The sequence below is a fragment of the Nocardia sp. BMG51109 genome, from assembly GCF_000526215.1.
Classification (GTDB): domain Bacteria; phylum Actinomycetota; class Actinomycetes; order Mycobacteriales; family Mycobacteriaceae; genus Nocardia.
In genome coordinates, this window is record NZ_JAFQ01000004.1 from 408,437 (window position 1) to 430,291 (window position 21,855).

The following is a 21,855-nucleotide window of genomic DNA, read 5'->3' on the forward strand; positions in this document are numbered from 1 at the left end:
TCACCCGGGTGCACACCCGGCCTGGTGACCCGATTGAGGGGAGGTGGCAACGCCCGATGATCGCGGGGACACCGGTACTCGACCTCGATGACGTCGCCTCGCTGGAGGCCGCCGACTCCGGGGGGACGTTGCGTTCGGCCGCCTCGGGCGGCGCCCAGGTGCGGGCCACCGCCGCAGCGGTCGACGAGGACGTGCTCGCCCATCTGCACGATCTGCGCCCGCGCAGCCTGGTGCTGGTATCCGGCACGGGCCGCGCCGAGCGCGCCGCGGCGCTGCTGGTGGCCGCGCTGAGCGATCGTGCCGGACTGCCGATCGTGCCCGCCACCGCCATCCCGCAGTGGGTGGGCCCGCTGGATGTGGTGCTGGTGGCCGGCGACGACGCGGGCAATCCACGCCTGATCGAGGCGGTGGAGCGCGCCCTCAAGCGCGGTGCCGAGGTCGTGGTGGCCGCCCCCGACGAGGGCCCGCTGCGGGCCGCGGCGGCCGGACGGGCGGCCATGCTGCCGCCGCGGGTGCGGGTGCTCGATCACAACCGGCTGCTGCGCTACCTCGCCATCGGCGCCGCGGTGCTGCGGGCCGTCGACCCGGCCCGGATCGGCCCGCTGGTCCCCGACCTGAACGTGCTCGCCGACGTGCTGGACGCCGAGGCGCTGCGCGACGGTCCGCAGAACGAGGTCTTCCACAATCCGGCCAAGACCCTCGCCGCCCGCATGCAGGAGCGGCGCATCGTGCTGACCGGCGACTCCCCCGCCGCGACCCAGGTGGCCGCGCACGCCGCGGAGGTGCTGCTGCCGGCCGCGGGCCGGATCGCCACCGCCACCGATCTGACCGATGTCGTGGCCGCCAACGCACGCATGATCGAGTCGGCGGGCGGGGCGGCGCCCGGATTCGACCCGCTGTTCCACGACGAGCAGCTCGACGGCCCGGCACCGGTGGAGCAGGTGCGGGTGTTCGTGGTGAGTTCCGACGCCGACCAGGTGGCGGCGCGGCGGCGGCTGGCGGTGTTCGGCGCGGGCGCCGGGCTGGTCGACGCCGATCTGGTGACCGTGGATACGGAGCTGATGAACACCGATACCGACGTACCCCGCGCGGTCGAGCCGGGGGCGGCGCCGGCCGACGCGGGCTCGCTGTTACGGCCGGGCGGCGCGGTGGAACAGCTTGCGGTACTGATACTCCGGCTCGAGATGGCGGCGGCCTACCTCCGCCTGCTCGACTGCCCGCCGGCCGACGACCGTGGCGGTCGGTACGACGGGGGACACTACTAGTGCACGAACTCGTTGGTGCGTTGCGTTCCTACGCTTGGGGGTCGCGCACCGCACTAGCTCAGCTGTGCGGCCGACCGGTTCCCTCCGCGCATCCGGAGGCCGAACTGTGGTTCGGGGCGCACCCGGCCGATCCGGCGCAGGTGCGCGTCGACGGGCGCACCACCTCGCTGCTCGATCTGGTGACGGCCGATCCGCATCGTGAATTGGGTACCGTCGCACCCGTTTTCGACGGACGGCTGCCGTTCCTGCTGAAGATCCTGGCCGCCGAGGAACCGCTGTCGTTACAGGCGCATCCGAGCGCCGACCAGGCCCGCGTCGGCTTCCACCGGGAGAACGAGACCCGGGTGCCGCTGGATTCGCCGATGCGCAACTACCGCGACGACAGCCACAAGCCCGAACTGGTGGTGGCGCTGGAGCGGTTCGAGGCGCTGGCCGGCTTCCGCACTCCCGTGCGCACCGTGTCGCTGCTGCACGCACTGGCCGTGCCGGAACTGGCCACCTATGCCGAACTGCTTGCCGCGCAACCGGACTCCGACGGACTGCGGACGCTGTTCACCACCTGGATAACGCTGCCGCAGGCGATGCTGGCCGGCCTGCTGCCGAAGGTGCTCGACGGCTGTGTGCGGTACCTGTCGGACAAGACGACCGCCGACGGCAACGGCAGCTCCGCCGAGAAGGAATTCGCGGCCGAGGCACGCACCACGCTGGAGCTGGCCGAGGCCTATCCGGGCGACGCCGGCGTGCTGGCCGCGCTGCTGCTCAACCGGATCACCCTGGAACCGGGCCAGGGCCTGTTCCTGGCGGCCGGTAATCTGCACGCCTACCTGCGCGGGGTCGGGGTGGAGATCATGGCCAACTCGGACAATGTGCTGCGCGGCGGGCTGACCCCCAAGCACGTCGACGTGCCGGAGCTGCTGCGGGTGCTGGACTTCGAACCGCTGGACGTGCCGATCGTGGAGCCCCAACCGGTCGACGTCGCCGACGCGACCGGTTCGGCCGGGACGGGATCGGCCTCGTACCGATACCTCACGCCCGCACCCGAATTCGAGCTGCGCCGCTTCGAGCTGGCGGCCGGGGCGGCGCCGATGCCGATGCCGCGCAGCGGTCCGGGCATCCTCTTGTGCACGGCGGGGACCGTGCGGCTGTGGCACGGCGGGGACGAGCTGCGGATCACCCCCGGCAGCGCGGCCTGGGTCTCGGCCGCCGACACCGATATTCGCGCGCAGGCCGTCGGCGGTGCGGCGCAGGTGTTCTGCGCCTGCGTCGGTAACGATCAAGCGCCCGCGCCGGTATGATCAGGCGCCCCTCGCCGGTGACGAGTGCGGATCGGCCGCCGCGATCGGCCACCGCCGCGCGGCCCGGGTATGTTGATCGGACGAAACGGGCACGGCACGTGACCGACCAGACGCCCCGCGTACGGGCGGGGCGGATCGACGAAAGGACCGAAGCGGCACCATGTCTGCGGGCGGTGGTAGGAAGGCGATCCTCGCGGCGCTCAGCGCCAATCTCGGCATCGCGATCGCGAAGTTCGTCGGGGCGGCGATCACCGGCTCGGCCTCGATGCTGGCGGAGGGCGTGCACTCGGTGGCCGACACCGGCAACCAGGGGCTGCTGCTGCTCGGGCAGAAGCGGGCCGAGCAGGAGGCCGACGCGCTGCACCCGTTCGGGTACGGGCGCAATCGGTACTTCTATTCGTTCGTCGTGGCGCTGGTGCTGTTCAGCCTCGGCTCGATGTACGCGCTCTACGAGGGCATCCACAAGGTGCAGCATCCGGAGGAGCTGAGCTCGCCGATCGTGGCGGTCGTCATTCTGGTTCTCGCGGTGGCGCTGGAGACCTACAGCTTCATCACCGCGATGCGGGAGTCCGCGCCGCTGCGGGCCGGGGCGAGCTGGTGGCGGTTCATCCGCAACTCGCGCAACCCCGAACTGCCGGTGGTGCTGCTGGAGGACACCGGCGCGCTGATCGGCCTGATTCTCGCGCTGCTGGCGGTCGTGCTGACGATGGTGACGGGCGATCCGGTCTGGGACGGCATCGGCACCCTCAGCATCGGCATTCTGCTGGGCGCCATCGCCATCGTGTTGATCGTGGAGATGAAGAGCCTGCTCATCGGCGAGGGCGCCACCCCCGATCAGGATCGCAAGATCCGCGAAAAACTCGTCGACGGGGAGCGCATCGACCGCGTCATCCATCTGCGCACCGAGTACCTGGGCCCGGACGAGATGCTGGTCGCCGCCAAGGTCTCGATCGTGCCGGGGTTGGAGATCGCCGATATCGCGCAGGCGATCGACGATGCCGAGACGCGGGTGCGCGAGGTCGTCCCGGTCGCCCGCGTCATGTACATCGAGCCCGACCTGTACCGGACCCAGCCGGTCTGACGCCCCATCGAGTCGAGTCGACGACGAAATCGCGGCCCAGAGCAAGCTATACCTTGTCGGCGGTCAGCAGGCGGAGTCGCTCGCAGTATGCCTGCGCGGTGATCAGGCGGTCGAACGGGTCGTGACGGGCCGCTCGGGAAATTCGCGCAGGCCCTCGACAGGGTGGCCGGTGACCTCGAGGACGCTCATGTCAGCGACGGCGTGCGCAGCAGGGTCAGAGGGTCGGTGTGGATGCCGAAGCGGTCGCGCAGGACGTGGCGGACGGCGTGCAGGCCGCACATGCCGTGCACGCCCGGGCCGGGCGGGGTGGCCGAGGAGCAGTGGTAGACGCCCGGGAGGGGGGTGGAGTACGGGTTCCAGCGCGGCGTGGGGCGGAAGACGGTCTGCCGCAAGGTCATCGCACCGGCCGCGATATCGCCGCCGACGTAGTTGGCGTTGTAGGCCGGCATGGCCGCTGCGGTGCGCACGTGCCGGGCCAGGATCAGATCGCGGAAACCCGGTGCGAAGCGCTCGATCTGGTCGACGACGGCCTCGCTGACGTCGCGGGTGGAGCCGTTGGGCACGTGCGCGTAGGCGTAGAGCGTGTGCCCGCCGTCCGGGGCGCGCGAGGAGTCCACCACGCCCGGCTGGATCACCAGCACGAACGGGCGCTCGGCGTATGTGCCCACGGCGACAGCCTTTTCGGCGGCTACCGACTCGGCACGGGTGCCGATCAGATGCAGCGTGCCCGCCCGGTCGCATCCCGCGGCCTGCCACGGCACCGGGCCCGACAGCGCGAAATCGACCTTGCAGGCGGCGCCGCCGTAGCGGAATCGCGCCAGCCGCTTCGCGTATCCGGCCGGTAGCCGATCGCCGGCCAGACCGAGCAGCTCGGTGGGGGCGGTATCGAGGAGAACCGCTCGCGCACCGTCGAATTCGGCCAGCGACTCGACGCGATGCCCGGTGACGATCCGCCCGCCGTGCCGCTCGACCTCGGCCGCCAGCACGTCCACGATGGTCTGGCTGCCGCCGCGCGGGATGACCCAGCCTCCGGCGTGGGCCAGGGTGCCGAGCATCAGCGCGACGCCCGCGGCCGAGGGAGCCCGCGGCGGGATGATGGCGTGCGCGCTCACCCCGGTCAGCAGCGCCGCCGCGGCGTCCTCACGAAAACGCATGCCCCACAGCGGCGAAGACTGCTCGAGCAGCCGCCGGCCGAACCGCACGACCGTCACCGGATCGGGCGGCGGGTGCCGCAGATCCGACGTCGCGAGATCGACGACGCGCTCCCAGTGCCGCGCCAGCGGACCGAACAACCCGCGCCACGCCGCGCCGTCACGGCCCAGCTCCGCCACCGTCCGATCCAGGTCCCGCCACGCCACGCCCGCCGTACCGCCGTCCAGCGGATGCGCGTAGGACGCCTCGGGCGTCAGCAGCTCCACGCCGTGTGCGGCCAGGTCGAAGGCCCGGAAGTACGGCGACGCCAACGCCAGCGGATGCGCGCCCGCGCACACGTCGTGCCGGTAGCCCGGCAGCGTCAGCTCGGCGGTCCGGCAGCCGCCGCCGATCGTCTCGCCCGCCTCGTGTACCTCGACCTCGAGCCCCGCCCGGGCCAGAACCACGGCCGCGGCAAGCCCGTTGGGCCCCGCCCCGACCACTACCGCATCCGCCATGATCACCACTGTAGGTGGAGGACACGGCATGCCGAGACGATCACGGAGCCGGCATCGACACCCCGCGGTTGCTCAGCCGCGAATCCAGTGCCGCACGAGAATGGCCAGGCGCTGGTCGCGGAATTCGGGCCGCAGGCGCCCGTCCTGGTCGAGGGTCACCAGGCCGTGCATGGCGGCCCAGGCGACCTCGGTGAAGGTCTCCACATCGTCGTCGGCGGCGAAGGGGCCGAAGACGGCGGCCAGCTCGCCGAAGGCGTCACGCAGGGCCTGGGGTGCGTCCGCACCGAACTTCAGGTCCACCTTCTGTACGAACATGGCGTCGTAGAGCGCGGGGCTGCGGCGCGCGAAGTCCAGGTAGCCCCGCGCCACCTCGGTCAGCGCCTGCTCCGGTGACGACGCGGCCTCGCGCAACCGCCGGGCCTCGACCGCCAGCTCGGCGCAGCCCTGTTCGGCCACGGCGGCCACGATCGCGTCCTTGCCGGCGAAGTGGCTGTAGAGCACCGGCTGGCTGTATTCGATCGCCTCGGCCAGCCGCCGCACGGTCACCGCGTCCCAGCCCTGCGTCTCGGCGATCTCGCGGGCGGTGTCGACGATCAGCCGATGCCGCTCGGCGCGCTGCCGTTCCTTTCGCGTCTGCGTGCCCATCGCCGAATCCTAGCACTGCTAGACAAGATAGCTCGGTGCGGGCTACCGTCGACATGCCGACCGTGCCGCATTATCACTGCTCCCCAGAAGGCTGCATTATCACCGCTCCGCAGAAGCCGCCTTCGGTATCCACGGCCTCACGGCGGCACCGATCGCCACGGCCGGCCTGCTGCGCCGAGAACGGCAGCCGGAAACACCACCGACCGGTCATGCCGCCGCGCCCACATGACCCCGTACCGCCACGTGGCCGGTCGTCGCGGACTCGACCGGCCACGTTCGGCGATGGCCCCGCGCCCGGCACACGAGCGGCGGGCCGGGCCGGTTACACGTCTGTGGAGAAGCGGATACCGCCGTCGGGGATGTCGACGCCGGGCCAGATGCGCGCCCCGCGTAGTAGTTCGCAGCGGGCGCCGACGATCGCGCCGTCGCCGATCACGGCGTCGCGGACCAGGGCGCGCGGCCCGATGCGGGCGCCGAAACCGATGATCGAACGCTCCACCGTCGCACCGGCTTCCACGCGCGCGCCGTCGAACAGGACGGCCCCGTCCAGTCGCGCGCCGGCGCCCACCTCCGCGCCGCGGCCGACGACCGTGCCGCCGATCAGCAGCGCGCCCGGCGCGATCCCGGCGCCGGCGTGCACCAGCGCCTCCCCGCGCTGACCCGGCAGCGCGGGTGAGGGTGCGATACCGCGCACCAGGTCCGCGGAACCGCGCACGAAATCCTCGGGGGTGCCCATATCCCGCCAGTACGAATTGTCGACGTGGCCCTGGATATGCGCGCCCTCGGCCAGCAGCGACGGGAACACCTCGCGCTCCACCGAGACGGGGCGACCGGCCGGGATCTTCTCGATGTACTCGCGCCGGAACACATAGCAACCGGCATTGATCTGATCGGTCGGCGGATCCTGGGTCTTCTCCAGGAACGCCGTCACGCGACCGGACTCGTCGGTGGGCACGCAGCCGAATGCGCGCGGATCGCTCACCCGCACCAGATGCAGCGTGACGTCGGCGCTGGTGGCGGCGTGGGTGTCGAGCACCGCGCCCAGATCGGCGCCACCGAGCACGTCGCCGTTGAACACCAGCACGGTATCGGCGCGCAGGCGCGGCAGCACGTTGCGGATCGCGCCGCCGGTGCCCAGCGGGTCGGTCTCGGTGACGTATTCGATCTCCAGGCCGAGATCGGCGCCGTCACCGAAGTGCTCCTCGAACACCTCCGCCTTGAACGAGGTGCCGAGCACGACGTGGGTGATGCCGGCCGCGGCGATGCGGGCGAACAGATGTCGCAGGAACGGCAGGCCGGCCACCGGCAGCATCGGCTTGGGCGCGGACAGCGTCAGCGGACGCAGCCGGGTGCCCTGGCCGCCGACCAGAATCACGGCATCGGTCCGGGCGCCCGGCCCGGAGGCGGCGGCCTGCGTCGCCACGGCGGGCTCGCCAACGCCGCCGGAAGACACAGCAGCGGTGTCCGGCATCCACTCTCCCCTTGTTCGGATTGGTCCACGCGACACGTGGAGCGCTGATCGTCGCCTCGTCCTACGCCGCGCGGTCGCGCTCACGCAGCGCAGATCGAACCGCAAGCCGACAGCGGATGGCAAGTCCGGCGCGCAACGCCAACCGCAACGGCGCCTGCCACCAGTGCGGATGCCGATCGGCCTGAAAACGGTACGCGGAGGCATGATGGGCGGGCAGCATGGCCTCCGGATTCCGCCCGGCCGCATGCCCCTTCGCGTGGGTGACCTCGGCCGACGGCACATACACATTGTGCCAGCCGGCCCGGCCCATCCGGTCGCCGAAGTCGACATCCTCCATGTACATGAAATACCGGGAGTCGAAGCCGTCGATGGTGTCGAAGGCGGCGCGGCGCACCAGCAGGCAGGAACCCGACAGCCAGCCGACGGTGCGCTCGGAGATCTCCTCGTTCTCCTGGCGGTACCGCCGGGTCCACGGGTTGCCGGGCCAGACGGTACCGAGCACGGCATGCCCGGCGCCGTCGAGCAGTCCGGGCACCGAGCGCGCCGACGGATAGAGGCTGCCGTCGGGCTCGCGCACGACCGGGCCCAGCGCTCCCGCCCGCGGCCAGCGCCGGGCGGCGGCCAGCAGTTCGTCGATGGAGTCGGTGCTCCAGCGGATGTCCGGGTTGGCGATGACGACGAATTCGATCTCCGGATCGATCTCGGCCACGGCTCGGTTGACGGCGCCGCCGTAACCGATGTTGCCGCCGGTGTGCAGCAGGCGCACATGCTCGTTCGCCTCGGCGGCCAGTTCCGGAGCCCCGTCGGTCGAGCCGTTGTCGGCCAGGATGACCTGCGGCTTCTCGCTGGTGGCGGTGGCCAGCGTGCTGACGAAGTGCTCGAGGTGCTCGCCGGGCGAATAGGTCACCGTGACGACGGCCAGGCTCGGCCGTGAATCCGAATCACTCACGACGGAGCAGCCTAGTCGGCGGTCCGAGGCAGTGGGTTCCCCAGCGACTGCCGCCGCAGTGCCTCCTCCAGCGCCGCCCGCCAATCCCGCAGCGGGGTGAGGCCGGCGTCGGCCCACGTCCGGTTCGACAGCACCGAATACGCCGGGCGCCGTACGGGACTCGGGTATTCGTCGCTGGTGCACGGACGCACCCGGGCCGGATCGGCGCCCACTCCGGCGAATACCGCGCGGGCGACCTCGAACCAGCTCGCGCGGCCGCCGTTGGTGGCGTGCAGGATCGGCGGGAGCGCGGCGCCGGCCGCCGACCGGGAGACCAGCTCCAGCAGTCCGGCGGCCAGGTCGGGGGCGAAGGTCGGCGAGCCGATCTGGTCGTCGACCACGGTCACCGTGTCGCGGGTGCGTTCCAGGCGCCGCATGGTGGCGACGAAATCGCCGTGGTCGCCGGTGTACACCCAGGCGGTGCGCACGATGTGCGCCGCCGGCGCCAGCCGCCGCACGGCCCGCTCACCGGCCAGCTTGGATCGCCCGTACACGCTGGTCGGCCCGGTCGGATCGGCCGGTTCGTAGGGCCGATCCGCGGTGCCGTCGAAGACGTAGTCGGTGGAGACGTGCACCAGCCCGGCGCCCACCGCGGCGCACGCCTCGGCCAGCACGGCGGGTCCGGTCTCGTTGCCCGCGAACGCCGTTGCGGGATCGGATTCGGCGGCGTCGACGGCCGTGTACGCGGCGCAGTTGAGTACGACGTCGCCGGGGCGCAGCGCGGCGCGCACGGCGGCGGGGTCGGTGATGTCCAGATCCCGGCGGCCGAGACCGATCGCGCCGGGCGCCGAGTCGAGGACGGCGCGGCCCAGTTGCCCCTGGGCACCGGTAACGAGCAGACGAGCGGGTAGTCCTCCGAAGGGCGGCGATTCGGCGGGCGGCGATTCGGCGGGCGACGGTCCGGCGGGCACAGCACTCACGCGGCAAGTCTGGCACGCCACGCCATCAGCGGTTGAACCGTCGGCGCCGCCGCGTTGGCTAGCCTCGTTTCGAGGTGGACACGCGAACAGGGCCGGGGAGGTGCCGACAGGGCGGGGGCCCCGGGGCAAGCTCGAAAGGAACGCGGGAGTGCGGCAGAGCAGACGGGAACCGAGGCCGTCGCGGTCGCGCGGCGCCGGTTCATCGGCCCTGCGCGGCGGCGGGTGGCTGCCGGAGGGCACCGGGACACCGGGCGGCCGGTCCGGGCGGATGCTGGCCGTCGCGGCGGCCGCCATCGTCTTCATCGTGACCGGATTCGGCTGGCACAGCGTCGACGGCCTGGTCTCCGGCATCCAGCGGATCGGCAATCTGGGGCTGGGCGGCGCCGGCGACGGCGCCACCGACATCCTGATGGTCGGCATCGACAGTCGCACCGACGCCCGCGGCAATCCGCTGAGCGACGACGAGCGCGCGATGTTGCACGCCGGCGACGAATCGGGGACCAATACCGACACGCTCGTGCTGGTCCGGGTGCCCAACGACGGCCGCTCCGCCACCGCCGTATCCATCCCCCGCGACTCCTATGTCGATATTCCCGGCAGCGGCGGGAAGGGCAAGATCAATTCGGTGTACGGCAACGCCTCCCAGGCGTCCCGGGACAAGCTGGCCGGGCAGGGCAAGACGGGGGCCGATGCGGAGCGGCAGGCCACCGAGGCCGGTCGGCAGGCGCTGATCAAGTCGGTCGCCAACCTCACCGGCATCACCGTCGACCACTACGCGGAGGTGAGCCTGCTGGGGTTCGTCCTGCTCACCGACGCCGTCGGCGGCGTGGACGTCTGCCTGAACGACGCGGTCGACGAACCGCTGTCGGGCGCCGAATTCCCGGCCGGTGAGCAGCGCCTCAGCGGGCCGGAGGCGCTGAGTTTCGTGCGCCAGCGCCACGACCTGCCGCGCGGCGACCTGGATCGGATCGTGCGGCAGCAGGTGTTCATGGCGGGGCTGGTGCAGCAGGCGCTGAGCGCGCGGATGCTCGCCGATCCGGGGAAGTTGCGGCAGCTCAGCGACGCGGTCGGGCGGACCATCGTGCTCGACGAGGACTGGGACGTGGTGCAGTTCCTGCAGCAGTTGCGGGACCTGTCCGGCGGGCGGGTGAAGTTCGAGACGATTCCGGTCCAGGATCTCAACGGCACCACCGCCGACGGCGAGTCGGTGGTGAAGGTCGACCCGTCGACGGTGCGGTCCCAGGTCGCGAGGATGGTCGACGACAAGCCGAAGGGGTCGGGCGCGGTCGACCCGTCGACGGTCACCGCGGACGTGTTCAACGCCGGCGGGACGCCGGGGATGGCCGGACAGGTGGCGCAGGCGTTGGTGGGCAAGGGTTTCCGCACCGGCACGGTGGACAACTGGATCGGGGGCCCGGTGCAGAGCAGCCGGGTGCTGGCGGGCGACACCTCCGACGAGAAGGCGAAGGCGGTGGCGCAGGCGCTGGGCGGGCTGCCGGTGCGGGCGGAGGCCGGACTGCCGGAGGGCGCGCCCCGGGTGGTGCTGGCCGGTGACTATTCTGGTCCGGGTTCGGCGGCGGGCAGCCTGTTCGACATGTCCGGCTCCGCCGGCACGGGATCCTCGGGCACGGCGACGCCGGTGCCGCCCGCGCCACCCATCACCGCAGGCCAGAACGGACCGAAATGCGTGAACTGAACCAGACCGTCACCGAGGCACTGCTCGATCCGATCCTCGCCCGCGACGCCGCCGGTCCGCGGATCACCTACTACGACGACGCCACCGGCGCCCGCATCGAACTGTCCGCGCTGACGCTGGCGAACTGGGCGGCCAAGACCGCCAACCTGATTCGCGACGAGTTCGGCATCGCTCCGGGCAACCGGGTGGCCGTCGTGCTGCCGGCGCACTGGCAGACCGCGGCGGTTCTGCTGGGCTGCTGGTGGGCCGGCGCCGAGGTGGTGCTGCACCCGAACGCCGACGCCGAGCTGGCACTGGTGACGGCCGACCGGCTCGACGAGGCCGGGGATGTGCCCGAGACGGCGGTGCTGTCGCTGGACGCGCTGGGCGCCCCCGTGCCCGATCTGCCGGTCGGGGTCACCGACTTCGCGACCTCCGTGCGCACCCACGGCGACCGGTTCCACCCCGGCGGCGCCGGGGTTGCGCTGGCCGGGATGCCCGTCGGTGACGTACTCGCCGAGGCTCGCAAATCCGCTGCCCGCCAAGGTTTTTCGGAGTCGGACCGGGTGCTGTCCGAAAGCCTGTGGGACACCCCGGACGAACTGATCGACGGGCTGCTCGCCGTCTATGCCGCCGGGGCCTCCCTGGTCCAGGTCGCCGATCCCGACCCGGCCCGGCGCGACGACCGCATCCGCACCGAACGCGTCACCGCCACCCGGCCCTGAGCGGCTCCGGCCGGAACCCGTCTCCTACCGCGGTAGGTGAGGCGAGTCCACCTGCGGGACGTTTCGCCGCGGGGCGCTTGTCCGTACCGTGAGACCTAGGACGTGCAGGATCGACAGCGGGCCCGACGACGAACGGGGGATGGCAATGAAGCCGCGATACTGGTTCCGGTGGATGGTGGTTCAGGGCATTCCGCGATTGGTCCTGCAAACTCACTCCCGGCGCGGAGATACGCTGGCGCGGCTGATGTCCGCGCCCGCCGGGGTACACGACCCGATACCGCTGCTCGAATCGCTGCGCGACCGGGGGCGGCTGGTACGCACCCCGCTGGGCTGGGTGACGACCGACCACGAACTGTGCCGCACCATCCTGCGCGACAACAGCTTCCGGGTCGCGGCCGCCGAGGGCTTCGTGCCGAAACCGCTGCGCTGGGTGATGGACCGGGCGGAGCTACCACCGAATCCGGTGAGCCCGCCGTCGATGCTGGTGATCGATCCGCCCGACCACACCCGGATGCGCAAGCCGGTGGCGTCCGCCTTCACCCCGCGCGCGATCGGCCGCCTGCGCGATCGCGTCGAATCGGTAACGGCGGAACTGCTCGACGCCCTCCCCTCGAGGGGCTCGGCGGACCTGGTCGCCGCCTACGCCTCGCAGGTGCCGATCGCGATCATCTCCGAAATGCTCGGCTTCCCCGATTCCGAGCGCGAGCGCTTCCTCGCCTGGGGCGACGCCGCCTCACCGCTGCTGGATATCGGACCGAGCTGGCCCACGATCCGGACCGCGTCGGCCGCCCTGCTCTCGATGGACGGCTATCTCGACGAGCACATCGCCCGGCTGCGCCGCGAGCCCGGCGAGGACATCCTCTCCGGCCTGGTCACCGCCGGCGAGCTGGACGACCGGGAGCTGAAGGCCTCGGCGACGCTGCTGATGGGCGCCGGCTTCGAGACCACCGTGAACCTCATCAGCAACGGCGTCGCGCTGCTGGTGAACCATCCCGACCAGCTGGCCCGGCTGCGCGAGGAGCCGGAGCTGTGGCCGAATGCGGTCGAGGAGGTGCTGCGTTTCGACGCCCCGGTGCAGAACACCGGCCGGATAAACCGCGACGACATCGAACTCGCCGGTGTGCCCGTGCGCGCGGGCAGCACCGTCATGTTGCTGCTCGCCGGCGCCAACCGCGATCCGCAGGTCTTCGAGGATCCGCACCGTTTCGACATCACCCGCGCCAATGCCAAGGACCATCTGACGTTCTCGTCGGGCATTCACGTCTGCCTGGGCGCCAGCCTGGCCCGGATGGAGGGCGCGTACGCGCTACGGGCGCTGTTCGAGCGCTTCCCGGATCTGCAATTGGACGGTCCGCCGCAGCGGCGGCCGCTGTTCACCCTGCACGGCTACAGCCACATGCCGGTGCTGCTCGGCCGGCGCGCCGAGCAGCCGACGGCCGCCTGAGCCTCAGCTGAATCCGACGACCCGATCGCCCCAGGCCGTGTGCAGGTCGTGATCGGGGTCGTCGACGACGCGGTCGGCCGCATCGATCACGAGGGTGGTGCGGGTGGATTCGCGGTAGGGCGGCCAGTGCTTCGAGCCGTCGAGGGCGGCGGGCACGCCGTGTTCCGCGAAGGCCAGCCAGCGGCGCATCACCCGGCCCGACACCTCCGTGGCGGCCTTGCGGCCGCCCAGCCAGAAGGTCGGGTCGTGGTTCAGCGTGCCGAAATTGCCGAAGACATAGGGCAGTTCGGTCGCGTGGCCGGCACCGACCCGGGCCGCCTTCAGCATCGGCGTGGCCTGGTCGAATCGATACATCCAGGTGCTGGTGTGCCGGGCGTGCGCGTCGGCCACCCAGTGCGCCGGCATCCGGAAGGCGGCATCGGTGGACATCGCCAGGGCGCCGCGGGGCTTGTCCAGATCCGGGTAGGCGGAGGTGATCTCGGCGATCCGCTCGGCCGGCAGTTCCGGATGGTCCGAGGCGATCGCGTTGAGCATGGCGTTCACCGCGTCGGGGGTGACGGGCATGATCGGCGAGCGGAACAACCGGAACAGCGAGGCCTCGTCCTTGTTGGTGCCGATCATCAACGGCACCCGGTGCGAACGGCCCGCCTGGAAGCGGTCGGTCGGGTAGCCGGGTAGCAGGTCGCCGTCGACGACGGGCGCGGCCGCGAGCCGCCCCGGCGATTGCAGCGGCACCTCGTCCAGCAGGATCCCGGCCGCGTCGGTGATCCGTTCGATCGGGCACTCCAGGAGTTCGCCCGCCCGCTCGCGCGGCAGCTCCAGCAGTTCCAGGAACCGGCGGGCCACCCCGGCGGCCCGCTCCGGACCGAAGACGGTGGTGGCGGGCGGGCTCTGCGCGATGGCCCGGTGGAACAGCCCGCCGGCCCGCGGCGAGGCGAGCAGCGCGGTGACGCATCCGGCCCCGGAGGATTCGCCGAACACCGTGACGTTGCCGGGGTCGCCGCCGAAGGCGGAGATGTTGTCGCGCACCCACTCCAGGGCGGCGATCTGGTCGTGCAGGCCGAGATTGGGCACGAAGTCGGGCCCGAGCGAGGACAGGTCCAGGAAGCCGAGCGCGCCGAGCCGGTAGTTGACACCGACCACGACCACCCCGCCGGTCTCGGCCAGTCTGCGGCCGTCGTAGATGCCCTGCGCCGCGGTGCCGAGGCAGTACGCGCCGCCGTGCAACCAGACCATCACCGGGCGGGGCTCGTCGGCGGTCGAGTTGGAGGGAGCCCAGACGTTCGCCCACAGGCAGTCCTCCCCCATCCGCAGGCCGGAGTCCACGGGCACCATGGCGCCCATCGACTGCGGGGCGATCTCACCGAACTCGAGGCAGTCGCGCACGCCGTCCCACGGCTCCGGTGGCCGGGGCCGGCGGAACCGCTGCGGGCCGGCGGGTGCGGCGGCGTAGGGAACGCTGCGCCAGACGTGCACCGGCCCCTCCCGGAAACCCCGGACGGCCCCCGCGGTCGTGTGCGCGACGGGGGCTGGGCCGGGCTCGGTATCGCTCGCGGCCGGCTCCACGAATTGCGTGGTCATCTCGCACCTCCTCGTACCTATTGGTATCGAGGGTACGTCCGAGATCATGAACGATGGCGCACTCGACGCCGACGAGCCCGGTCAGGCGCGGTCCGTGTGACCGAGGTCGCGGCCGGGATCGATGCGGTCGCGCACGCGCTGCTTGAGCAGCGCGACCTCGGGGAATCCCCCGTCGGCCTTGCGCTCCCAGAGCTGTTCGCCGTCGAGCGTGATGCGGAAGACGCCGCCGGATCCCGGCACCAGGGCGACCTCCGACAGATCGGTGCCGAAGGTGTTCAGCAGCTCCTGGGCCATCCAGCCCGCCCGCAGCAGCCAGCGGCACTGGGTGCAGTACTCGATCGCGACTTTCGGCATATCCGCACCCTACGCGAGCACACCCGACGCGGATCCGGCTCCGGGACGCCCGCGGCGGCGCGACGACGTCGAGGGCATGCGGGCACGCGGGGGACCGTGAGTGCCGACCCGGTGGCGAGCGGGTCGTGGGTGTCCGTGTTGCGGCTCGCTCATCGCGCCTCCACCGCATCCGGCCCGCCCGAATCCAATTCGCCCGCGAGGCTGAGGGTTTCGTCGTACCAGGTGCGCAGCTCGACGACCGTCGGCGCGAGCTCGTAGTCCTGGTGGTGACCGGCCCGCGACAGCGTCGCCCACAGCGCCGAGACCCGGGCCGCGGTATCGGCGCCGGTGTAGGGCGCCAGGGCCAGCAGCTGCGCGCGCATGCTGCAGCGGGCCACCGGCGGGGCCACCCGCAGCCACAGCTGGTCCATGGCCTGCTCCAGCACGATCCGCAGAATCCACACCGTGGCCCGCGACCACAGACCGCCGGCATCGGTGACCGATCCGCGCAGCAACTCGTCGGCGGCGGCCAGCCGCTGCTCGACGGTCGGCGTTACGGATTCAGCCATTTGACGAATTTTCTTGTGCCGGATATCAATTCGCCGCCGTTGCGGTCGATGCGGATATGCGCGCCGGCCGCGGCGTCGCGCAGGACCGAACGCGCCCAGGCCGCCTCGCGGTCCAGCAGGACGTTGAGATCGTCCACCCGGTCCGGATCGCCGAACACCGCCAGCGACACCTTCTCCCAGGTGGTGCGGGCGGCGTCCACGCGCTGCTGCACCTCCTGGTGGTCGACGCCCGCGGCGAGCAGCGTGCGCCGGGCGCGGGCCAGCGCCGACGCCTCGATCGCCGAGCGGCAGCAGGTGATGACCAGTTCGGTCGCGATAGCCCGGGGCAACTGCTTGGTGCGCAGCAGGGCATTGGCGTCGCTGAGGTAGCGCCGCACCGGATCCTCGGCGACGCGCAACTCGACCGTCGAATGCTCCCGCCGCTGCACATCCAGCACGGTCGCCTCCAGGCGCAGCCGTCGCACAGCCTCGGCCAGGCGCTCGTCGTGGGTGAACACCACCACCTGGCGGCCGCTGCGCGCGGCGGCCGACAGCACCCGCGCCAGGCCGTCCACCTTCGCCGGATCCATCGCCTGCACCGGATCATCGATCACGACGAATCCGAACGGGCTCTCCGGCACAGTGGCGCGCGGCAGGAACAGCGCCAGGCCCAGCGCGTGCAGTTCGCCCTGGCTCATCACCCCGAGGGCGGTGGCGCCGGTGTCGTCGACGGTGACGTCCAGCAGCACCTTGCGGGTGGCTCCGGCGTTGCCCTGCAACCGAATCGCGCCCAGATCCACGTTGCTCTGCTGGCGCAGGCCCCGCCAGATGCGCCGGGCGTGCTCGGCCAGCGGCGCCATCCGCTCCTCGCGCAGGCCGGCGGCGGCCGATTTCAGCCACTCCTCGGCGCGGCGCGCGGTGCGCAGCTCGGGCTCGGCGGCGGCCACACCCGTCGCCTCCTGCAACCAGGCGGCGATGCGCGGCACCAGCGGAGTCCAGACCGCGTCCAGCCGATCCAGTTCCTTGCGCGCCGAACGGCGCAGCGTCTCCAGGCCGCGCACCGCGTCCGCGTGCGCCACCCGCAGGCGCTCGGCCAGGTCCGGGCGATACTCCGTGCCCGCCAGCACGGCCCAGGCCGACCAGGTGCGCCGGGCCGGACCGGTATCCACGTTCGGCGCGTCCGGTGGCGGTGGATCCAGTTCCGCCGGAAGCGGTTTCACCAGCTGCCGGGCCCGCTCGACGGCGTTCTCCAGCGCGGCGCGGGCCGCGGTGAGCGCGGCGGCCCGGTCGGCCAGGCGGGTGATCTGGGCGTCGGTCTCGCGCTGCCAGGACTGGTCGAGCGTGCCGCCGCCGCAGACCGGGCAGGCGCAGGTCCCGGCGGCATCGGTGTGGGCGCGGGCGCGGCGCAGCAGATCCAGCACGCGCAGTTCGGATTCGGTGTCGCCGGTCGAACGCGCGGCGAGTTCGGCGGCGCACCGCTCGACATCCACGGCGGCGGCGTCGACCTCGGCCGGTTCGGGCAGTCGCAGCCGCAGGATGGCCTGCAGGACGGCGGCGCCGGTCGGATCGTGCCGGGCGCCCGCCAGCTCCCGGCCGATGCCCGGAAGATCCGGCGGAGACGCCCGCAGCAGGTCGGCGACCCGGGTGGCGCGCTCGTCGGCGACGGTGGACAGCGCCACCAGCAACGCGTTGCGCTCGTCGCGGGATTGCCTTGCGGCCCGCTCCAGTTCGAGCCGGCGGACCCGGGTGCGTTCCTGTGCCGCGGTCAGGTCGTCGAGGCCGAGCAGCTGGTGCAGGGCGTCGAACAGATCGCTGGGCCGGCCGTCGACCAGGGCGCCGAGTTCGCTGTAGGACAGGAACGGCCGGTACAGCTCGAGCACGCGCACCCAGTCCTCGGCGTGAAATTCGGTGGGCGGCCGGTCGGCTCGCCGCTGGGTCCAGGTGCCGCCGTTGAGATCGGCGCCGTCGGGCCACTCCCGGGTGATGGTGAGCTCGCCGTCCGGGCCCGACGTGGTCAGCTCCAGGTCGATGCGGGAGACGCTGCCGTCGTGCAGATTCCGCCAGCCCTCGCGCCAGACCGCGGAGCGGCCCTCCCACCGGCGGTTGACACCGGTCAGCGCCAGCTCGGCGGCCTCGGCGAAGCTGGACTTGCCGGATCCGTTGCGGCCCACCACCAGTGTGAGTCCGGGACCCGGATCCAGTTCCAGCGCCGCGGCGGGGCCGATGCCCCGAAAACCGCGAACCCGGATGGCCCGCAGGAAGATTCCGCTGTATCCGGGGCCGGACCGGGCGCGATCCGGTTCGGCACCGAGCGCATCGAGCACGGTGCGGGCGACATCGGGGGTGATCGACGGGTCGGAATCCAGGCGGCGCGACACCAGGTCGGTCAGGCGCGGTACGGCATCCGGTGGTCCTTCCCCCAACTGCCACTCCTCGACGTTCGACGACCTGAGCCCCGGACCGGTATGGAACCGACGTCGTGCCGAACGCTACCGGATGGCCGTGGAATCCGCGCCCGCGACGGCTCATCCGGGTCGAACCCGGGGCCCGCCGAACGACAACGCCGAACGACAGCGCGAACCGGCCCGGGCGGGACGCTATGGCCATCGACGCGGTTGATCCGCCCGATGTCCACCCCTCGGCCGTCCCGGCCGGGCAGTTCCACGGGATTCACCCGAAATCGGGTGGCTCGGATCGAACCGAACAGGTCAGGATGCCAGAACCCCGCGCGATAAGCAAGCATGCTTGACGCGCAATATCCCTCTGCGGCACCGCATTTGAACTCGCTACCGATCAGCGAACATTCCGGCCGCGCGCAGCATGCGCAGCTGGCCGATCTCGGCGGCGTTCTTCATCAATTCGGCGTTCACCCATGCCACCGTGTGGGCAACGGTCCGGTCGGGCGTGTCGCCCCAGGGGAAGACGGCGGGCACGTCGAGGTCGGCCTCGCGATAGCCGTCGAGCACTTCGCGCCAGCGATCGCGCAGGTCGTACAGCCAGCCCACGACCTCGGCCTCGCCGGGCCAGTGGACGTCGGTGCGGTCGCGGGCGGGCCGGCCCGTGGCGTGGTCCAGCGTCACCGACCACCACCAGCCGATATGCCAGGTGAACCAGGCGATGGTCGGCGCCGGGATCGGATCGGGTTCGGTATCGGCCCAATCCGGCAGCCACGACCCGTCCGGCCCCGGCCGCACCGTCCACACCAGGGGCGCCGGCTCCCACCGGAAATCCTCCGGCACCAGCGCACGCAGATGCAGATCGAGCAGCGACCAGGTCATTTCGAACTGCCACCGCAGCAGTTCAGGACGGGAAACAGACACCCGGGGATGATCGCACAGCCGGACGAACCGGCAACCGGATTTCCGAGGGAGGGCCGGACCACCGGGCACTCGGAGCAGAGCCGAAGAGCGCCAGTGATCATGCAGCAACAAGAGCCCCCGGCCGACCTGCGGACGAAGTCAGCTCCCGGACAGCAGACTCAGGATCTGGGCGCCTTTGAGGACGATGTCCAGCAGCAAGCTGACGGCCTCCAGCACTTCCATATCGCACCCCTATCGTCCGACCTGCCGAACCGGGACAACGAGACAGCCCGTCGATTCTATCCGGGTGACCTGCATGTCCGCCGGAAAACCGGCTGGTCCCGCCCGGCCGTCACGCCTCGGCGATGGCGGCCAGGGGCGGAGTCCGGGCGGCGTTGACGCCGGGCCAGAGGGCGGCCAGGACGCCCACCACACCCGAGCCGACCAGCATCAGCACGATCTGGGTCCAGGGGATGGTGATGGTCGTCAGGCCCAGGTCCTGCAGGGTGCGCAGGAATCCGGCGCCGATGCCCAGGCCCAGCAGCACCCCGACGAGCGCACCGAACACCGCGATCAGCATCGACTCCAGGTAGATGGCCCGGCGCACCTGCGCTCGCTGCATGCCGACGGCGCGCAGCATGCCGATCTCGCGGCGGCGTTCGACCACCGAGAGCGCGAGGGTGTTGACGATGCCGAGCACGGCGATCACCACCGCCAGCGCCAGCAGCCCGTACAGCACCGCCAGCGTGGTGTCGATCTGCTGCCCCTGAGTACCCTTGAACTCCTCCCGATCCTGCACCTGCACAACGACGTACGGTGCCGTCGCCTTCTCCAGATCGGTGCGCATCGCGGTCGGGTCGGCGCCCGGTACGCCCTCGATCAGCACCAGCACGTCGGTGCGGAACGCCACCGGCATCACCTCGTTGTACATCGCCGGCGCGACCACCAGCGGTCCGAGCAGCTGGGTGTCCTTGTAGATCCCGGACACGGTGACGGAAAACTTCTTGTTGTCCAGGCTGGTCAGCTCCACCCGATCACCGGCGTGCCAATTCCGTTTCCCGGCTTCGGTTTCCGATACCAGAATCTCGTTGTCGCCGAGAGTTCCCGCACCGGAACGGATCTCGTAGTTCAGCACCTGGTCGAGCCGGCCGTTGGGCGACGTGCCGAACACCTGCTCGTCGCCGACCTTCATCGCCACGCCCCGCACGGAGACCACATCCTGCACGCCCGCAACGTCTTTCGCCGCCTGCGCGGTACCCAGCGGCACCCCGATCATCTGCGGACCGGCGAGCACGTAGTCGGCCTTCACACCCTTGTCGACCAGTTCCCCGACGCTCGCCTTCGCCGAGGATCCCAGCATGGCGATCAGCGACACCAGCATCAGACCGAGCGTCAGGGCGAAGGCCGTGGCGGCCGTGCGGCGCGGGTTGCGGATCGCGTTGTTGCGCGCCATCCGGCCGGTCGGGCCGAACGGCCGCACCAGCACCCCGAGACCGCTCAGCACCGGTCGCGACATCGCGGGCGAGGCGAACAGCACCGCGAAAACCAATGCGGCAGCGCCGATTCCGACGGTCAATGCCGCATTGCCACCGGTGTGGCGGGCACCGAGCACCACGAGCACGACGCCGGCCACCGCGAGCACGGCGCCGATGGCCGTGCGCACCCGCAGCCCCTCCCCGGCCGTCGCGAACTCCTCGCGCATCGCCTGCACCGGCGGAATCTTGGCCGCCCGGCGCGCGGGCGCGTAGGCGCTGGCCACGGTCACCACCAGCCCCACGCCCAGCGCCGCGAGCACGGTGCGCGGCTGCACCTGCATGGAACCGGTGGGCAGGCCGAGATCGAAGGCATTGAGCAACGCCGTCAGCCCGAACGCCAGACTCACGCCGCACGCGAGACCGAGGGCGCTGCCGAGCAATCCGATCACGGCCGCCTCGGACACCACCGACCAGCCGACCTGCCCGCGACCCGCCCCGACCGCGCGCAGCAGCGCCAGCTCCCGCAACCGCTGCGCCACGATCATCGAGAAGGTGTTGTAGATGATGAACGTGCCCACCAGCAGCGCGATCGCGCCGAAGGCGAGCAGGAAGTAGTTGATGAACTTCAGGGCGTCACCGACCTGCGCCTTCAGGTCCTCGATCACCTGGGCGCCGTCCATCACCTTGTATTCCGGCAGCTCCCGCGCCACCCGGTCGCGCAGCTCCTGATCCGAGACACCCTGCGCGGCGGCCACATCGATATACCCGACATGCTGTCCGTCGGTGAACAACTGGCGCGCCTGTTCGTCGGAGAACAGCACACCGACGAAGCCGCCGGTATCGGACGGCACCTCGTAGACTCCGGTGACGGTGACGTCGATGATGCCGTGCGACGGGATCAGGATCTTGGCCCGGCCGCCGGGCGACAGGCCCGCCCGGTCGGCGCCCCCGACATTGAGGGCGACCTCCCCGGCCCGGCTCGGCGCTACACCGTCGACGAACTTCTCCGGCTCCGCGATCGCCCGGTCCGGCGGCAGGTACGACTTGCCCCAGCTGGGCGCGCCGCCGGTCTGCACCGCGTGCCCGTCCTTCAGCACCACCACCGGGCCCTGCACCGCTGGCGCCACCGCACGCACGCCCTCGGTCGCCGCGACCTTGTCGACGACCTCGTTCGGAACGCCCAGGGACTGGCGCTCTTTCGGCTCCACCCGCACGTCCACGCCCTTCGCCTGTCCGGCGAAGATGCCGTCGAACGTGCGCTGCAGGGAATCGGTGAACACGAAGGAGCCCGCGATGAAGGCGGTGCCGAGGATCACCGACAGCAGCGTCAGCACCAGGCGCACCTTGTGCGCGGCGAGATTACGCAGCGCCACCTTGCGCATCGGACTGCCTGCCATCACCGAACCCCCACCATCGTCCGGGAAACCCGATCGTCGCCGCCGGCCGCCGCGCGATCGTCAC

At 71.6% G+C, this 21,855-nt stretch carries 17 protein-coding genes; 6 read left to right on the forward strand and 11 right to left on the reverse strand.

Features of this window, described 5'->3' with window-relative positions:
• Positions 1-56 precede the first annotated feature (56 nt).
• The 3 genes from D892_RS0103260 (at position 57) to D892_RS0103270 (ending at position 3,641) form a co-directional block, all read left to right on the forward strand.
• Complete coding sequence (locus D892_RS0103260) at positions 57-1,265, forward strand: hypothetical protein (RefSeq protein WP_024799877.1); 1,209 nt, start codon at positions 57-59, stop codon at positions 1,263-1,265.
• The gene (manA, locus tag D892_RS0103265; RefSeq protein ID WP_024799878.1) at positions 1,265-2,560 is read left to right on the forward strand and encodes a mannose-6-phosphate isomerase, class I; all 1,296 of its coding nucleotides are present in this window, start codon (positions 1,265-1,267) and stop codon (positions 2,558-2,560) included. Before D892_RS0103260 ends, manA begins: the two co-directional genes overlap by 1 nt.
• A 160-nt stretch (positions 2,561-2,720) precedes the next feature.
• A complete protein-coding gene (locus D892_RS0103270; RefSeq protein ID WP_024799879.1) occupies positions 2,721-3,641 on the forward strand; it encodes a cation diffusion facilitator family transporter in 921 nt (306 codons plus the stop codon).
• Positions 3,642-3,826: 185 nt separating this feature from the next.
• Here D892_RS0103270 and D892_RS0103280 read toward each other — a convergent pair whose 3' ends face one another.
• The 5 genes from D892_RS0103280 to rfbD all read right to left on the reverse strand — a co-directional run bounded on the left by D892_RS0103280 (position 3,827) and on the right by rfbD (position 9,233).
• On the reverse strand, positions 3,827-5,290 hold the full coding sequence (locus tag D892_RS0103280; RefSeq protein WP_024799880.1) for an NAD(P)/FAD-dependent oxidoreductase: 1,464 nt from the start codon (positions 5,288-5,290) through the stop codon (positions 3,827-3,829).
• Between the two features lie 72 nt (positions 5,291-5,362).
• A complete protein-coding gene (locus D892_RS0103285) occupies positions 5,363-5,935 on the reverse strand; it encodes a TetR/AcrR family transcriptional regulator (protein WP_024799881.1) in 573 nt (190 codons plus the stop codon).
• A 322-nt stretch (positions 5,936-6,257) separates the two neighbouring features.
• Positions 6,258-7,406 carry a sugar phosphate nucleotidyltransferase gene (locus D892_RS0103290; RefSeq protein ID WP_232235964.1) on the reverse strand — a complete coding sequence of 383 codons (1,149 nt, stop codon included), beginning with the start codon at positions 7,404-7,406 and terminating at the stop codon, positions 6,258-6,260.
• Between the two features lie 61 nt (positions 7,407-7,467).
• A complete protein-coding gene (locus tag D892_RS0103295) occupies positions 7,468-8,355 on the reverse strand; it encodes a glycosyltransferase family 2 protein (protein WP_024799883.1) in 888 nt (295 codons plus the stop codon).
• Between the two features lie 11 nt (positions 8,356-8,366).
• Complete coding sequence (rfbD, locus tag D892_RS0103300; protein WP_036567996.1) at positions 8,367-9,233, reverse strand: dTDP-4-dehydrorhamnose reductase; 867 nt, start codon at positions 9,231-9,233, stop codon at positions 8,367-8,369.
• 349 nt (positions 9,234-9,582) lie between these two features.
• Here rfbD and D892_RS0103305 point away from each other — a divergent pair, with 349 nt between their 5' ends.
• The 3 genes from D892_RS0103305 to D892_RS0103315 all read left to right on the forward strand — a co-directional run bounded on the left by D892_RS0103305 (position 9,583) and on the right by D892_RS0103315 (position 13,158).
• A complete protein-coding gene (locus D892_RS0103305) occupies positions 9,583-11,010 on the forward strand; it encodes an LCP family protein (protein ID WP_036567999.1) in 1,428 nt (475 codons plus the stop codon).
• On the forward strand, positions 10,998-11,714 hold the full coding sequence (locus D892_RS40265; RefSeq protein ID WP_036568001.1) for a TIGR03089 family protein: 717 nt from the start codon (positions 10,998-11,000) through the stop codon (positions 11,712-11,714). Before D892_RS0103305 ends, D892_RS40265 begins: the two co-directional genes overlap by 13 nt.
• A gap of 145 nt (positions 11,715-11,859) precedes the next feature.
• On the forward strand, positions 11,860-13,158 hold the full coding sequence (locus tag D892_RS0103315) for a cytochrome P450 (protein WP_024799886.1): 1,299 nt from the start codon (positions 11,860-11,862) through the stop codon (positions 13,156-13,158).
• 3 nt (positions 13,159-13,161) lie between these two features.
• On the opposite strand, the gene D892_RS0103320 is transcribed toward D892_RS0103315, so the two are convergent.
• The 6 genes from D892_RS0103320 to D892_RS0103350 form a co-directional block, all read right to left on the reverse strand.
• Positions 13,162-14,739 carry a carboxylesterase/lipase family protein gene (locus tag D892_RS0103320; RefSeq protein WP_024799887.1) on the reverse strand — a complete coding sequence of 526 codons (1,578 nt, stop codon included), beginning with the start codon at positions 14,737-14,739 and terminating at the stop codon, positions 13,162-13,164.
• Positions 14,740-14,820: 81 nt separating this feature from the next.
• On the reverse strand, positions 14,821-15,093 hold the full coding sequence (locus D892_RS0103325) for a SelT/SelW/SelH family protein (protein WP_024799888.1): 273 nt from the start codon (positions 15,091-15,093) through the stop codon (positions 14,821-14,823).
• Between the two features lie 149 nt (positions 15,094-15,242).
• The gene (locus D892_RS0103330; protein ID WP_024799889.1) at positions 15,243-15,641 is read right to left on the reverse strand and encodes a hypothetical protein; all 399 of its coding nucleotides are present in this window, start codon (positions 15,639-15,641) and stop codon (positions 15,243-15,245) included.
• The gene (locus D892_RS0103335; protein ID WP_024799890.1) at positions 15,626-18,043 is read right to left on the reverse strand and encodes an AAA family ATPase; all 2,418 of its coding nucleotides are present in this window, start codon (positions 18,041-18,043) and stop codon (positions 15,626-15,628) included. Before D892_RS0103335 ends, D892_RS0103330 begins: the two co-directional genes overlap by 16 nt.
• A 363-nt stretch (positions 18,044-18,406) precedes the next feature.
• Positions 18,407-18,898 carry a DinB family protein gene (locus tag D892_RS0103340; RefSeq protein WP_198037121.1) on the reverse strand — a complete coding sequence of 164 codons (492 nt, stop codon included), beginning with the start codon at positions 18,896-18,898 and terminating at the stop codon, positions 18,407-18,409.
• Positions 18,899-19,271: 373 nt separating this feature from the next.
• On the reverse strand, positions 19,272-21,791 hold the full coding sequence (locus D892_RS0103350; protein ID WP_024799892.1) for an ABC transporter permease: 2,520 nt from the start codon (positions 21,789-21,791) through the stop codon (positions 19,272-19,274).
• Between the last annotated feature and the right edge of the window lie 64 nt (positions 21,792-21,855).